Origin of the sequence: Pantoea sp. R102, from assembly GCF_004916815.1 — a bacterium.
GTDB classification, from domain to species: domain Bacteria; phylum Pseudomonadota; class Gammaproteobacteria; order Enterobacterales; family Enterobacteriaceae; genus Pantoea; species Pantoea dispersa.
In genome coordinates this window covers 13,588-27,778 of the sequence record NZ_SDFT01000150.1, presented here as the reverse complement: position 1 = coordinate 27,778, position 14,191 = coordinate 13,588, and the positions used below count along the sequence as shown (strand labels likewise).

The 14,191-nt window shown below is 60.7% G+C and carries 8 protein-coding genes and 2 pseudogenes; all 10 read left to right on the top strand.

The window, feature by feature from the left end; all coding sequences use genetic code 11:
• Nucleotides 1-174, top strand: a pseudogene (locus ERD80_RS15740) (dipeptide ABC transporter permease DppC); the annotation flags it as partial.
• Between the two features lie 12 nt (nucleotides 175-186).
• Entirely contained in the window at nucleotides 187-1,173 is a 987-nt protein-coding gene (dppD, locus tag ERD80_RS15735; protein ID WP_021507019.1) for a dipeptide ABC transporter ATP-binding protein, read from the top strand.
• On the top strand, nucleotides 1,163-2,173 hold the full coding sequence (gene dppF / locus ERD80_RS15730; RefSeq protein ID WP_021507018.1) for a dipeptide ABC transporter ATP-binding subunit DppF: 1,011 nt from the start codon (nucleotides 1,163-1,165) through the stop codon (nucleotides 2,171-2,173). Before dppD ends, dppF begins: the two co-directional genes overlap by 11 nt.
• A gap of 474 nt (nucleotides 2,174-2,647) precedes the next feature.
• Nucleotides 2,648-3,280: pseudogene (gene bcsO / locus ERD80_RS15725) on the top strand (cellulose biosynthesis protein BcsO).
• Nucleotides 3,271-4,071, top strand: coding sequence for a cellulose biosynthesis protein BcsQ (bcsQ, locus tag ERD80_RS15720; RefSeq protein ID WP_031279622.1), 801 nt, complete (start codon nucleotides 3,271-3,273; stop codon nucleotides 4,069-4,071). Before bcsO ends, bcsQ begins: the two are co-directional and overlap by 10 nt.
• A gap of 61 nt (nucleotides 4,072-4,132) precedes the next feature.
• Complete coding sequence (bcsA, locus tag ERD80_RS15715; RefSeq protein WP_059010816.1) at nucleotides 4,133-6,238, top strand: UDP-forming cellulose synthase catalytic subunit; 2,106 nt, start codon at nucleotides 4,133-4,135, stop codon at nucleotides 6,236-6,238.
• A complete protein-coding gene (gene bcsB, locus ERD80_RS15710; RefSeq protein WP_136547569.1) occupies nucleotides 6,235-8,736 on the top strand; it encodes a cellulose biosynthesis cyclic di-GMP-binding regulatory protein BcsB in 2,502 nt (833 codons plus the stop codon). Before bcsA ends, bcsB begins: the two co-directional genes overlap by 4 nt.
• Nucleotides 8,737-8,747: 11 nt before the next feature.
• Entirely contained in the window at nucleotides 8,748-12,551 is a 3,804-nt protein-coding gene (locus ERD80_RS15705) for a cellulose biosynthesis protein BcsC (RefSeq protein ID WP_136547567.1), read from the top strand.
• Nucleotides 12,551-12,997 carry a cellulose biosynthesis protein BcsD gene (gene bcsD, locus ERD80_RS15700; protein ID WP_058758083.1) on the top strand — a complete coding sequence of 149 codons (447 nt, stop codon included), beginning with the start codon at nucleotides 12,551-12,553 and terminating at the stop codon, nucleotides 12,995-12,997. The genes ERD80_RS15705 and bcsD overlap by 1 nt, the downstream gene beginning before the upstream one ends.
• A 9-nt stretch (nucleotides 12,998-13,006) precedes the next feature.
• The gene (locus ERD80_RS15695; RefSeq protein WP_125309566.1) at nucleotides 13,007-14,011 is read left to right on the top strand and encodes a glycosyl hydrolase family 8; all 1,005 of its coding nucleotides are present in this window, start codon (nucleotides 13,007-13,009) and stop codon (nucleotides 14,009-14,011) included.
• Nucleotides 14,012-14,191: the final 180 nt, after the last annotated feature.

The following is a 14,191-nucleotide window of genomic DNA, read 5'->3' as shown; positions in this document are numbered from 1 at the left end:
GCGCAGCCGCCGACGCCGGAGTGGGGCACCATGCTCTCCGACGTGTTGCAGTATGCGCAGAGTGCCTGGTGGGTCGTGACCTTCCCCGGAGTGGTCATCCTGCTGACGGTTCTGGCCTTTAACCTCATGGGCGATGGTTTGCGTGATGCACTCGACCCGAAACTCAAGCAGTAAAGAGGCACCGAGATGGCGTTATTAAATGTAGAAAAACTGTCGGTGCATTTCGGCGACGAAAAGGCACCGTTCCGTGCGGTTGACCGCATCAGCTACCAGGTAGAACAGGGCCAGGTCGTCGGGATTGTCGGCGAGTCCGGCTCCGGTAAATCGGTCAGCTCGCTGGCGATCATGGGGCTGATTGACTATCCCGGCCGCGTGAAAGCAGAGAAGCTGGAGTTCAATCAGCGCGACCTGCAGCGCATCTCCGAAAAAGAGCGCCGCCAGCTGGTGGGCGCAGAAGTGGCGATGATCTTCCAGGACCCGATGACCAGCCTCAACCCGTGCTATACAGTGGGCTACCAGATCATGGAAGCGCTGAAGGTGCATCAGGGCGGCAGCAAGCGCACACGGCGTCAGCGTGCCATCGACCTGCTGGAGCAGGTGGGCATTCCCGATCCGGCGTCGCGACTTGATGTCTATCCGCATCAGCTGTCTGGCGGCATGAGCCAGCGCGTGATGATCGCCATGGCCATTGCCTGTAAGCCGAAGCTGCTGATTGCCGATGAGCCAACCACGGCGCTCGACGTAACTATTCAGGCGCAAATCATCGAACTGCTGCTGGAGTTACAGAAGCAGGAGAACATGGCGCTGATCCTGATCACGCACGATCTGGCGCTGGTGGCCGAAGCGGCGCAGCACATCATCGTGATGTACGCCGGTCAGGTGGTGGAGAGCGGCAAAGCGGTGGATATCTTTAAAGCGCCGCGTCACCCGTATACGCAGGCGCTGCTGCGTGCGCTGCCGGAGTTTGCCGCCGACAAAGCGCGGCTGGCGTCGCTGCCGGGCGTGGTGCCGGGCAAGTATGACCGCCCTAACGGCTGTCTGCTCAATCCGCGCTGCCCGTACGTGACCGACCGCTGCCGTACTGAAGAACCTGAGCTGCGCGATATTCCGGGCCGCCAGTCCAAATGTCACTTCCCACTGGATGATGCCGGGAGACCGACTTATGAGTCTTGATAACACGAAGCAGGATTACCTGCTGCAGGCAATTGACCTGAAAAAACACTATCCGGTGAAAAAGGGCCTGTTCGGCCAGGAGCGCCTGGTGAAGGCGCTGGACGGCGTCTCCTTTAACCTCGAGCGTGGCAAAACGCTGGCGGTGGTGGGCGAATCCGGCTGCGGTAAATCCACGCTGGGTCGCCTGCTGACGATGATTGAAACGCCGACCGCCGGCGAGTTGTACTGGCACGGGCAGGATCTGCTGAAACACGATCCGCAGGCGCAAAAACTGCGCCGGCAGAAAATCCAGATTGTGTTCCAGAACCCGTATGGCTCGCTCAATCCGCGTAAGAAAATCAGCCAGATTCTGGAAGAGCCGCTGGTGATCAATACCGCGCTGAGCAAAGCGGAGCGGCGGGAAAAAACGCTGGAGATGATGGCCAAAGTGGGCCTGAAAACTGAGCACTACGATCGCTATCCGCACATGTTCTCCGGCGGTCAGCGCCAGCGTATCGCTATTGCGCGCGGCCTGATGCTCGATCCCGACGTGCTGATTGCCGATGAGCCGGTCTCGGCGCTCGACGTCTCAGTGCGCGCTCAGGTGCTCAACCTGATGATGGATTTACAGCAGGATCTCGGCCTGTCCTATGTGTTCATCTCGCATGACCTGTCGGTGGTGGAGCACATCGCCGACGAAGTCATGGTGATGTACCTCGGCCGCTGTGTGGAAAAGGGCAGCAAAGAGGCGATCTTCAGCAATCCGCGCCATCCGTATACTCAGGCGCTGCTGTCGGCCACGCCACGCCTCAATCCGGACGAACGCCGCGAGCGCATCAAACTGACCGGTGAGCTGCCGAGCCCGCTGAATCCGCCGCCGGGCTGCGCGTTCAACGCACGCTGCCGCCGTCGTTTCGGTACCTGCGTGCAGCTGCAGCCGAAACTGAAGCAGTATGGTGAGCAGCAAATCGCCTGCTTCGCCGTCGACCAGGATGAGAATCAGCCGGTGGCGACGCCGTAATTACGGCCAGCCAGTGCGAAAGGCTCCTGCGGGAGCCTTTGTTATTGGTGGCCTGATACATGAGTAAAATTAACCTGACGTGTCTTAATCGCCTGCGATGGCAGAAATGTATTACGCGACTGAATCTTTAAATCGCTGGTCCTGAACCACAGCGAAAAGGTTAAGGCAAATTCTGAATCCGTGCCGCATTGTGTGAGCGCCGTCACGGCCAGAGATAACTGCACATTTCAATGATATGTTTTTTATTATCAGTGTATTACTTTAATTATCTTCCGGCTGCTATTTCCGTTAATCGATTTTTATTAATCCTGCTCAATTAATCAGTGCATGCTTTTTGCATCTGCATATTTTCAATCTTTCAGATAAAACTCTTTTGTCGAATCTGCGGTTTTAATAATCAGAATTCTCTCACCGTGTCTTAACGTGTGTGTTATATTCGCGGAAATTACCCCTCCGCTTTAACAGGCTCTGATCATGAAGAACTACGACGATCTGCAGCGTTTCCAGGAAAAAACGCAAACGCTGGACATTGCTTTTAAGGATATGTCCGGGCAATCGCTGGAAGCCGATCACAGCCAGTGGGCGATCATCCGTCAGCTGGCGACGGATGATGAGCCGGAGCTGGGTAGCGGCCAGCGCGTCGATCTGCCGCAGCCGCAGCCGATTCGCGGCGATGAGTTTGTCGCGCCGCCGCAGGCTCTTAATCCGGCGCCCGTCGCCCGCAGTGAAAAGGCATCGCTGCTGCAGAGCCTCGCCGCCAGCGCGCCGGCAAACGCGGACTGAGCACCGCGTAGCGCGCTGTTTCCACCGGCAAGCAGCGCGCCCACTGCCGCGTCCGTGTCGTCGCTGGCACCAGCAGCCACGCACGTAGCGCGTCAGGCGGCCACTTCACTGTTCCCACCGCCGCCGGTCAGCGCGCCGGTCGCTGAACAGGCTGTTGCCCCTGCTGCCGCAGCACCGGCCACTGCGCCCGCCGTGGCGCAGCCGGAGCCTGCTACGCCCTCGCGCTTTGGCGCACTGTTCCGCTCGCGTGGGGCGGAACCGGTTCATTTATCTAAAGAAACACTGCTCAAACCGTTACTGGAGAAGATCGCGCTATGCCATTAGTTTGTGTGTGCTCGCCAAAAGGGGGAGTAGGAAAAACCACCATGGCGGCCAACCTGGCCTGGAGTCTGGCGCGTGCCGGCAGCAAAGTGCTGGCGATCGATTTTGACGTACAAAATGCGCTGCGCCTGCATTTTGGCGTACCGCTGCACGACAGCCGCGGCTTTGTGGCGCGCTCGGAAGAGCAGGCTGACTGGAGTCAGTCGATCCTTACCACCGGCAGCAACATCTTTGTCATGCCTTACGGTGAAGTGACTGAAGCGCAGCGTGAGCGCTTCGAACACAACCTGGCGCACGATGCCCATTTCTTAAAACGCGGCCTGGATACCGTTCTGAATTATCCGGGTCTGGTGATTATTGCGGATTTTCCGCCGGGACCCGGTCCGGCGTTAAAAGCCATGCAGGCGCTGGCCGATATGCATTTAGTGGTGATGCTGGCGGATACCGCCTCGGTGGCGCTGCTGCCGCAAATTGAAAACCATCGCATGATTGGCCAGCCATTAAATAATCAGCACGGTCATTATTTCGTGCTTAACCAAAGTGATAATCGCCGGAATATCAGCCGTGAAGTGACCGCATTTATGCAGCAGCGGCTGGGCGATAATTTACTCGGCGTGGTGCACCGCGATGAAAGCGTGGCGGAGGCCAATGCCTCGCAGCAGTCAATCTATGATTTCAGCCCGGCTTCGGCAGCGGCGTTTGATATTGAACTGGTGGCAAAACGGGTAGCGAATATCCTGAATATCAACGTAGGCAACGGCGAAGTTCAGGCACCGATCCGCAGTCATTATTAACAAGCCCGGCCGCCAGCGGCCTGGTTCAAATAATAACAACACAGCTTTTTCAGGGTGAATCATGAGTAAACTCGGGTTTTACCTGCTGCTGCTGGTGCTTGCACCGGTCGCTGCGGTAATCGTCATCACGCCTATGGACAGCCAGAAACAGTATATTTTTGGTTTGATCAGTATTGGCATGATGTTTTTACTGGGCTTCAGTAAAAGCCGTAAAATAACCATTGTGATGGTTTTTCTTTCCGCGCTGATGTCGACCCGATATATCTGGTGGCGCACCACGGAAACGCTGCAGTTTAATTCCGAAATTGAAGCGATTCTCGGTATCGGCTTATATCTGGCCGAGCTGTATGTCTGGCTGATCTTAATTCTCGGCTTCCTGCAAACCAGCTGGCCATTAAAACGCACCATCGAACCGCTGCCGGATGATACCCGCTTGTGGCCGACGGTCGATGTCTACGTGCCGACCTATAACGAAAGCCTCGACGTGGTGCGGGATACCGTGCTGGCGGCGCAGTGTATCGACTACCCGCGCGATAAGATCAAAGTTTACCTGCTGGATGATGGCAAACGCAGCGAGTTCGCGGTATTTGCCGCCGATGTTGGCGTCGGCTATATCACCCGCGACGATAACCGCCACGCCAAAGCCGGCAACCTCAATCACGCCATGAAAATCACCAAAGGCGAGCTGATTTGCGTGTTTGACTGCGACCACGTGGCGACGCGCACGTTCCTGCAGGCCACCGTCGGTCCGTTCCTGAAAGATCCGAAGCTGGCGCTGCTGCAGACGCCGCACTACTTTTACTCGCCGGATCCGTTCGAACGTAACCTGCGCGCCGCGCGCAGCATCCCGAATGAGGGCTCGCTGTTTTACGGCCCGGTGCAGCAGGGCAACGACAACTGGAACGCCACGTTCTTCTGCGGCTCCTGTGCGGTGATCCGCCGCAGCGCGCTGGAACAGATTGGCGGCTTCGCGGTGGAAACCGTCACCGAGGACGCACATACCGCGCTGAAAATGCAGCGTCTCGGCTGGGGTTCGGCGTTCCTGGCAATTCCGCTGGCGGCGGGTCTGGCGACCGAACGTCTGGGGCTGCACGTGATTCAGCGTACCCGCTGGGCGCGCGGCATGACGCAGATTTTCCGCGTCGACAATCCGCTGCTGGGCCGTGGGCTCAAGTGGCAGCAACGTCTGTGCTACCTCAACGCCATGCTGCACTTCCAGTTCGGCCTGCCGCGCGTGGCGTTCCTCACCGCGCCGCTGGCTTACCTGCTATTTAACCTGAATATTATCCACTCGTCGGCGTCACTCATCTTCGCTTACGTACTGCCGCATCTGGTGATGTCGCTGTACGTTAACTCGCGCATGAATGGCAAATTCCGCTACACCTTCTGGGGTGAAATCTACGAAACCGTGATGTGCTTCCACCTGGTGATTCCGACCCTGCTGACCCTGCTGTCGCCAAAGCACGGCAAATTCAACGTGACGGATAAAGGCGGCCTGCTGGACCAGGGCTTCTTTGACTTCCACATCGTGCGGCCTCACGTCATCGTTGCCGCGCTGCTGTCGATTGGCATCGTGGCCGGCGTGGTGCGCGCCGTGGCGCATGATTACTTCGGGGTGGACCCGTATGTGATAGCGCTCAACGTCGGCTGGGCGGTGTTCAGCCTGATCATCCTGATGGCGGCGATTGCCGTGGCGCGTGAAACCAAACAGGTGCGTAAAACCATTCGTATCGAAGTGCAGATCCCGGCGGTGATTCACTATGCCAGCGGCATCTCTTCGCGCACGCAAACCAGCGATCTGTCGATGGGCGGCGCGCAGCTGGATGCGCCAGACAACCGGCATGAGCACGATGAAATCGAAGAGATCGATCTGCTGCTGAAATCGGGTGCCATCACCATTCCGGTGAGCAAGATCTCCGGTGATGAGGAGACCATTCGCCTGCGCTTTGGCGCGATGCCGCTGGCGCGCCGCCGTGAACTGGTGCGCGTGGTGCTGGCGCGGGCCGATGCGTGGATCCAGCCGGAATATAAGCAGGACAATCCGCTGGTGTCGCTCGGCACCATCATCCGTACCGTCTTTGAGCTGTTCTGGCTGAGCTGGAAAGATCGCCGTGAGGCGCGCAAGCGTGATGGCCAGACAACGGCCAAAGAGGACAGCGCAGCATGAAAACATTGACGTACACGCTGCTGGCCAGCGCGCTGACCACCACGCTGCTGCTCGCCCCTGCCTGGGCAGAGACGCCGGCGGTAACCCAGGACAGCGCCGCGCTCTCTGACGTACCGCCGCCGCAGGGGCTGGATGGCAGTGCCGATCCGCAGCTGAAGCAGGCCGCGGGCGACGCGCCGTACACGCCGGGCGATGCAGCGCCGGTGCAGGAAAATACAGCACCCGCACAGTCGGCAGAGTCAGCACCGCCAGCAGCATCGGCGGCGCCTGACATCGTCATACCGCAGGTGGCTGCAGAGGCACCGGCTGCCGCTGAGCCCGCTGGCGCGCTGTTAAACCAGCCGGTGAGCAGCTCCATTTCGGTGGCGCAGATGGGGCAGCCGCGCGGCATCACCCTTACCGGCGGCCAGCTGCAGTCCGGTATTCTGTTTACCCTGCCGGGCGATGAGGTGATCACTAATGCGCGGCTCAACCTGTCGCTGCGCGTCTCTGCCGCGCTGGCGGCGCGCAACACGTCGCTGCAGCTGATGCTCAACGGTCAGCCGCTCGGCACCCTGCCGCTGGGTGCCAGCGACAGCGATGTCAGCGACTATCAGCTGGATATTCCGGCGGCGATGGTGGTTTCCAGTAATAACCTCAGCTTTAAAATCAACGATGCCGACAAGCTGCTGTGCGAAAAAGAGAGCGCGCAGCAGTATCAGGTCACCATTCTGCCGAAAACCACGCTCAGCCTTGAAGGCCAGCAGCTCAACATCGGCACCAGCCTGCGCAACTTCCCGCGTCCGTTTATTGATGTGCAGCGCATGACGCCCGCCAGCGTAACCTTTGGTTTTGCCGCTAACGTTTCGCCGGATAGCGTCAGCGCCGCCGCGCTGGTGGCTTCCTGGCTCGGCATTCAGTCGGATTACCGTGGCATCCGTTTCCCGGTGGTGCGCGGCGATCTGCCCGAGCACAACGGTATCCTGATCGGCCATCCGGGTGACAAAATCGGCAGCGTGACGCTGCCCGCAGCCCGTGGTCCGCTGCTGCAGGTGATCGATAACCCTAACAATCCGGTGTACAAACTGTTGCTGGTGGTCGGTGCAGATGATGCCCAGCTGCGCCAGGCGGCCAACCGCCTGACCACGCAGCCGCTGGCCACCGATGCCAGCAGCCTGAACGTACCGCCGCAGCCGATTGGCACGCGCAAACCGTACGACGCACCGCGCTGGATTAACACCAGCCGCCCGGTGCGCCTCAGCGAGCTGCTGCGTAAAGATCAGAGCCTGACCACCACCGGTATCTGGCATGATGCGCTGCGGGTTAACTTCCGCGCGGCACCAGATCTGTTCCTGTGGGACGGCGACGCGATTCCGGTCAATCTGCACTACCGCTTCCCGTCGGAAAGCTGGATCGATGAAAACAATTCGTTCCTCAACGTCACGCTGAACGGCACTTTCCTGCGCAACCTGACGGTGAACAAAGTCGGGCTGCTGGAGAGCGCCTGGCACCGGCTGGGCGGCGATGCACGCCAGGAGCAGTACACGCTGAAGCTGGAGCCATACCTGATTTACGGCGACAACCAGCTGGCGCTCTACTTCAACATCAAGCCAAAGGCGGATGCGGCGTGCGGCGTGCTGCTCAACAACAACATCAAGAGCCGTATCGAAGAGGATTCGTGGATCGATCTGAGCCACACGCGTCACTTCACCATGCTGCCGAACCTGTCGTACTTCGTCGGTGCTTCGTTCCCGTTCTCGCGGCTGGCGGATTTTTCGCAAACCACGCTGCTGCTGCCGGAGGCGCCGGGTGATGCCGAGATCGCCACGCTGCTGGACATGGCCGCGCGCGCCGGTAACGCCACCGGCGTGCCGCTGGTACAGAACCAGGTATTGTTCGGCCTGCCGAATGGCGGCACCAATCTGACGCGCCTGCAGCACAGCGATGTACTGGCGGTGAGCACCATGCAGCACAGCGCCTTCACGCAGCAGATGCTGGCCGGCACTGCTTACCAGACCAGCGGCAACACGCTGGGCGTTAAAGAGCCGACCACCGTCGATAAGCTGCGCGGCTGGCTGACCGGTGACTGGTCTCGCCAGCAGCTGGATGCCGATCGCTACTTCTCCTCAAATGAAGCGTGGCGCGGCTTTGTCAGCTATCGCTCACCGTGGAGCGCCGATCGTCTGGTGGTGATGACGGTCGCCACCAGCGATCAGCAGCTGCTGCGTTTGCACGATGATTTGAATTCGGCGCGCATCAACGCCGGCATCCGCGGTGATACCGCCATCATCACCGATGAGAACGGTATCCGCAGCTTCCGCGTCGGGCCGCAGTTCCCGAGCGGTGAAATGCCGTGGTACATGATCGTGGTGTGGTATGCCAACCAGCACTCGGTACTGATGGCGCTGGCGGCGCTGCTGCTGTCGGCGCTGATCGGCAGTGCGGCCTGGGTGATGCTGAAGCGCCACGCGTGGCGCCGTCTCCACCCGCAAGACGATAGCCACTCCGGCCGGAAGTAAGGATAAAAATAATGAAAAAACAGCTGATAAGTGCCGGTATTCGTCAGGCGTTCCTGCTGGGCGGCGCGCTGACGTTCTCACAGCCGCTGCTGGCGGCGGAGAGCACCAATCCGGCGTTACAGGCACTGTTCGACCAGGCGGCCTACTGGCATCAGAAAGCGCATGACGATCTGGCGAAAGCCTCGCTGCAAAAAATCCTGATGGTGGAGCCGAACAATACCCAGGCGCTGTATCTGCTGGCGCTCTATTCACAGCAAAGCGGCAGCGCGGCCGATGCGGCACAATGGCGCGCCCGCCTGAGTGCGGTATCGCCCAACGACCCGCATCTGACGGAGCTGGACAACGCGCGACAGCTGCAGAGCATTCCGCAGGCGCAGCTGTCGCTGGCGCGTCAGCAGGCGCGCAGCGGTAACATCGCCGCCGCGCTGCAAACCTGGCGTAACACCTTCAGCGGCAACGAGCCGCCGCCGAGCGTGGCGGCAGAATATTATCTGACCATGGCCGGCGACCGCACGCTGCTGCCCCAGGCGGTGGAGGCGCTGCGGCAGTTTGCCGCCGACCATCCGCAGGATACCGGCGCTCAGCTGGCGCTGGGCAAAGCGCTGACCTATCAGGAGGCGACGCGCCGCCAGGGCATTGATGTGCTGGCCAGCATGGCGGACGGTAATAAAGAGGCCGATCGCTCGCTGCGTCAGGCGCTGCTGTGGCTGGCGCCGCAGGCGTCGGACGCCGCGCTGTACCAGACCTGGCAGCAGCGCCATCCGCAGGACAGCGCCGTGGTGGATTACTACCGCAAAAATGTCGGCGGCGCGGAGAAGGGCGCGGGCTTTAGCGCGCTGAACAGCGGCGACGTCAGCGGTGCGCAGAACAACTTTGAAAAAGTGCTGCAGGCCAACCCGCAGGACGCCGATGCGCTGGCCGGTATGGGCTACGTGGCGCAGCGCGCCGGACGCTACGCCGAAGCCGCCGATTATCTGACGCGCGCCGCACAGCTGGGCGGCGATCAGAGCCAGCAGCGTCAGCAGCAGGCGGCCGACGCCCGCTTTTACGCGCAGCTGGCGAATGCCCAGCAGGCGCTGAAAAACGGTGACAGCGCGCAGGCGCTGGCGCTGAGTGAGCCGCTGACGCAGGCCGAGGGCGAAAAAGGCATATCGGCGAAGCTGTTCCGCGCTGATGTGCTGCGCCGCAGCAATCAGCTGCAGCAGGCGGAGCAAACCTACCGGGCCATTCTGCAGAGCGATGCCGATAACCGCAGCGCCAAAGAGGGACTGTTTTACGTGCTGCGCCAGCAAAACCGCAGCGCCGAAGCCAATACCCTGCTGGCATCATTGCCCGACAGCGTGCGCCAGAGCGTGGCACCGCGCGGTAACAGCAGCGATCCGCTGCGTGCGCAGGCAAAACGCGAGCTGGCGGCAGGCAACCGCAGTGCAGCCATCGCCACGCTGAACAGCGCCATTCAGCGCTATCCCAGCGACGGCTGGCTGCGACTCGATCTGGCGCGCATCTACCGTGCGCAGGGCGATAGTTTACTGGCTGCCAACGTCATGCAGCCGACCCTGCGCAGCGGTGCCAGCACCAGCGAGCTGTATGCCGGTGCGCTCAACGCCAGCGAGAGCGGTGCCTGGCAGCAGGCCAGCCAGCTGCTGGCGCGCATTCCCAACGGCAGCAAGAACAGTGAGATGCGCGAACTGGCGCAGCGCGTGAATTTCAATCTGCAAATGGCCACCGCCGATCGCTATCTGGCACAGGGCTCTGACGCGGCGGCGGCCAATACGCTGCGCGCGCTGGCCGCCACGCCGCCCGCCAATCCGGTCGATGCCGGTAATCTGGCACAGAAACTGGCCAAAGCCGGCGATCTCACCACGGCGGTGACGGTGGTGCGCGGCAACATGCAGCGCGGCGTGCAGGGCAACGCCGGTGATTACGCCGCGCAGGTGGCGGTACTGAATCAGGCGGGACTGACGACCGAAGCACAGAGCTTCCTCAGCAGTCCGGAGCTGCAGGCGCGCAGTACGCCCACGCAGCTGGCCGGCATCCGCAATGGTTATCTCATCAATGAAGTCGATCGCCTGCGCGAGCAGAAGCAGTACGCCGCCGCCTATGACAAGCTGGTGGGGGCGCTGCAGCACGATCCGCAGAACCGCGATCTGATGTTTGCCATGGCGCGTCTGTATCAGTCCGGCAAGATGAACAAAGAAGCGGGCGTGGTGTATGACTATCTGCTGACGCAGGATACGCCCACTCAGGATGCGCGCACCGGTGCTATTGATGTGGCCCTGGCGCAGAACGACGTCGACAAAGCGAACACCTTAACCCGCGGCCTGCGCAATGAGCAGACGCCGGATCGCCTGTTACTGCTGGCGCGCGTGGCGGAAGCTAACGGCGAGCACAGCCAGGCGATGAGCTACCTGCGCAGCGCGCGCGGCCAGCTGATTGGTCTGCAGGGCGCACAGAGCGGCAGCGTGCCGACCGTTGGCGGTCTGGCGCTGGCGGACAATCCGTTTATCAACCGCAGCACCTCGCCGGTGTCCGGTTCGCCTTCCAGTTATGGCACGGTAATGCCGTGGCAAACGGCCCCGGCCACCAGCAGCAGCGCGCAGGACGTCACGCTGGCGAGCACCACGCCGGCGGTCCGGCAGAGCCAGACGCTGCGCCAGATTGACGAGATGATGGACAATCTGCAGGAGAAAACCGGCACCTGGGTACAGGGGCAGATGCAGGTGCGCGGACGCGACGGCGAATCGGGGCTCAGCAAGCTGACCGAAGCCAAAGCGCCACTGACCTTCTCGACCGTGCCGTTCGGCGAGTCGCGCTTCGACTTTACGATGACGCCGGTGTCGCTCACCGCTGGCAGTGCGGCCGGTGATGCGTGGCGTCGCTTCGGCAGCAACGCGCTGGTGCAGGGCAATGTGGTGGCATCCGGCGCGGCCAAGATAGACGACACGCCGTCTTCATCGACCGATTCGCAAAAGGCCACCGGCGTGGAACTGAATATGGCGCTGAAGGGCGACAGCTACAAAATCGACCTCGGCAGCACGCCGCTCGGCCAGGATCTCAGTACGCTGGTGGGCGGCGTGCAGTGGTCACCGAAGCTGACCGATTTCCTGACGCTGATCCTCACCGGTGAACGCCGCGCCATGACCGACAGTCTGCTGTCGTACGTTGGCGTGGAGGACAAGACCAGCGGCAAGCGCTGGGGGCGCGTCACCAAAAACGGCGGCAACGCCATGCTGAGCTTCGATAACGGCGACGCGGGTTTCTACGTCGGCGGCGGCGCTTACAGCTATCTGGGCGAGAACGTGGCGAGCAACAACAGCGTACAGGCCACGGCGGGCGCTTACGTGCGGCCTTACCACTACGACGACCGCGAGCTGAAGGTCGGCATGAGCCTGTCGTGGATGGATTTCTCCAAAAACCTGAGTTACTTCAGCTACGGTCAGGGCGGCTATTTCAGTCCGCAGAATTATGCCGCGGTATCGTTCCCTGTCGACTTCAGCCGCAAGTTTGATGACCTGAAAGTCAACGTTGGCGGTTCGGTCGGCTATCAGTCGTACAGCCAGGACAAGAGCGCATATTTCCCCAACGATCCGTCGCTGCAGTCCCAGCTGCAAAGCCTCGCCGATCAGGGCTTTGTCAAAAGTGCCTATTACAGCGGTGAGAGCAAAAACGGTATCGGCTATAACCTGCACGCCGGTGCCGATTATAAGATTAATAAAGATGTCACCATCGGCGGCCAGCTCGGCTATGACACCTTTGGCGATTACAACGAAAGCACAGCCAATCTGTACTTCCGTTATCTGTTTGGAGACAACTAATGAGTGAGCAACCGGGCGCACGCATCAGCCATCCGTATCAGCCGGGCTGGTTTGATCTGGTCAGCGTGATGATTGAGAGCATGCTGGATAACGCTGGCGCGGAGGCGGAAGCCTTCCTCAACGGCGTGGGCGAATTGCTGGCAACGCGCTATCCTTTGCCGGAGGCGCGCACCGTGCAGGATCTGGAGCGCGAAATTAATCTTCAGCTGGCGCGCTTTAACTGGGGCTTTGTTCAGCTGCAGCCGCAGCAGAACGCGATTATGCTTGAGCACCATGCCCTGCCGCAGGGCGACAGCCAGCTTGATGCAGAACGCTGGCAGCTGGCGCTGAGCGCAGTGCTGGCCGGCGTGTACGCGCAGTGGCTACGTGCGCAGGGTGGCAGCGCGGCGGTACCGCTGACGCTGGAAAAAATCGACGGCGGCACGCTGCATTATCGATACCAATAGGAAGCTGTGATGAGAGTGATGCGGTTCTGGCGTCAGTGGATGCTGTGTTTCATGGTGATATTTTTCAGTGCTCAGGCGGCGGCCGATGGCTGGAGCAGTTACAAAAGCCGCTTTATGAGCAGCGACGGCCGCATCAGCGATACGGCCAACAACAACGTCAGCCACACCGAAGGCCAGGGCTACGGCATGCTGCTGGCGGTGGCGTATAACGATCGCGCCACCTTTGATTTGCTGTGGCAGTGGACGCGTACCCATCTGCGCAATCCGCAGAATGACCTGTTCTACTGGCGCTATACGCCGGGCGCAGCCGATCCCATCGCCGATAAAAATGATGCTTCGGACGGGGATGTGCTGATCGCCTGGGCGCTGCAGCGCGCGGCGCAGAAGTGGGGCGGTGATTATCAGCAGGCGTCGGATCGCATTCAGCGCGCGGTCATCAAGCTAACGGTGATCGACTACGCCGGCCGCAAGGTGATGTTGCCGGGCGCGCAGGGCTTCAATAAAACCAGCTATGTGGTGCTTAACCCTTCCTATTTCCTGTTCGCCGCATGGCAGGAGTTTGCGCAGCACAGCCATCTGCGCGTGTGGAACACGCTGATTGATGATGGCCTTGCGCTGCTGGGCGACATGCAGTTTGGCAAAACCGGCCTGCCGCTGGACTGGGTGGCGCTGAACGCCGATGGCTCCGTCGCGCCGGCGGTCGGATATTCCAACCGCTTCAGCTATGACGCGATTCGTATTCCGCTGAATATCTGGTGGTACGATCCGCAAAGCCTGCGGCTGGTGCCATTCCAGCGCGTCTGGCAGGGCTACGCGCGCGACACCACGCCAGCGTGGTTTGATGTGCTGGCCAATACCCCGGCACCTTACAATATGGAAGGTGGCCTGACCGCGGTGCGCGACCTGACGCTCAATGAAACCCGCTACCTCAGCGACCGCTTAGCGCCGGAGCAAAACTATTTCTCCGCCAGCCTGCAACTGCTGACCTGGCTGGCTTATCAGGAGAAGCGATAGCCTTTCTGTGCCGGGCGGGATTCACCTTCCGTCCGGCCGATCACCATCAGGCCCGCCCGCCTGGCTTCAAACCGCTGTTCCAGCGCCTCACTCGATTCCAGACCTGTCTGTATTTCATTTCATTCCTGTACTGAACGTGCAGCTATTGCGCCGGATCAACACCATCAGCGCGTACTGCAC

Excerpts from the sequence above, each read along its gene's own strand:
- dppD (WP_021507019.1), top strand. The coding sequence starts at position 187 with ATGGCGTTATTAAATGTAGAAAAACTGTCGGTGCATTTCGGCGACGAA.
- dppF (WP_021507018.1), top strand. The coding sequence starts at position 1,163 with ATGAGTCTTGATAACACGAAGCAGGATTACCTGCTGCAGGCAATTGAC.
- bcsQ (WP_031279622.1), top strand. The coding sequence starts at position 3,271 with ATGCCATTAGTTTGTGTGTGCTCGCCAAAAGGGGGAGTAGGAAAAACC.
- bcsA (WP_059010816.1), top strand. The coding sequence starts at position 4,133 with ATGAGTAAACTCGGGTTTTACCTGCTGCTGCTGGTGCTTGCACCGGTC.
- bcsB (WP_136547569.1), top strand. The coding sequence starts at position 6,235 with ATGAAAACATTGACGTACACGCTGCTGGCCAGCGCGCTGACCACCACG.
- ERD80_RS15705 (WP_136547567.1), top strand. The coding sequence starts at position 8,748 with ATGAAAAAACAGCTGATAAGTGCCGGTATTCGTCAGGCGTTCCTGCTG.
- bcsD (WP_058758083.1), top strand. The coding sequence starts at position 12,551 with ATGAGTGAGCAACCGGGCGCACGCATCAGCCATCCGTATCAGCCGGGC.
- ERD80_RS15695 (WP_125309566.1), top strand. The coding sequence starts at position 13,007 with ATGAGAGTGATGCGGTTCTGGCGTCAGTGGATGCTGTGTTTCATGGTG.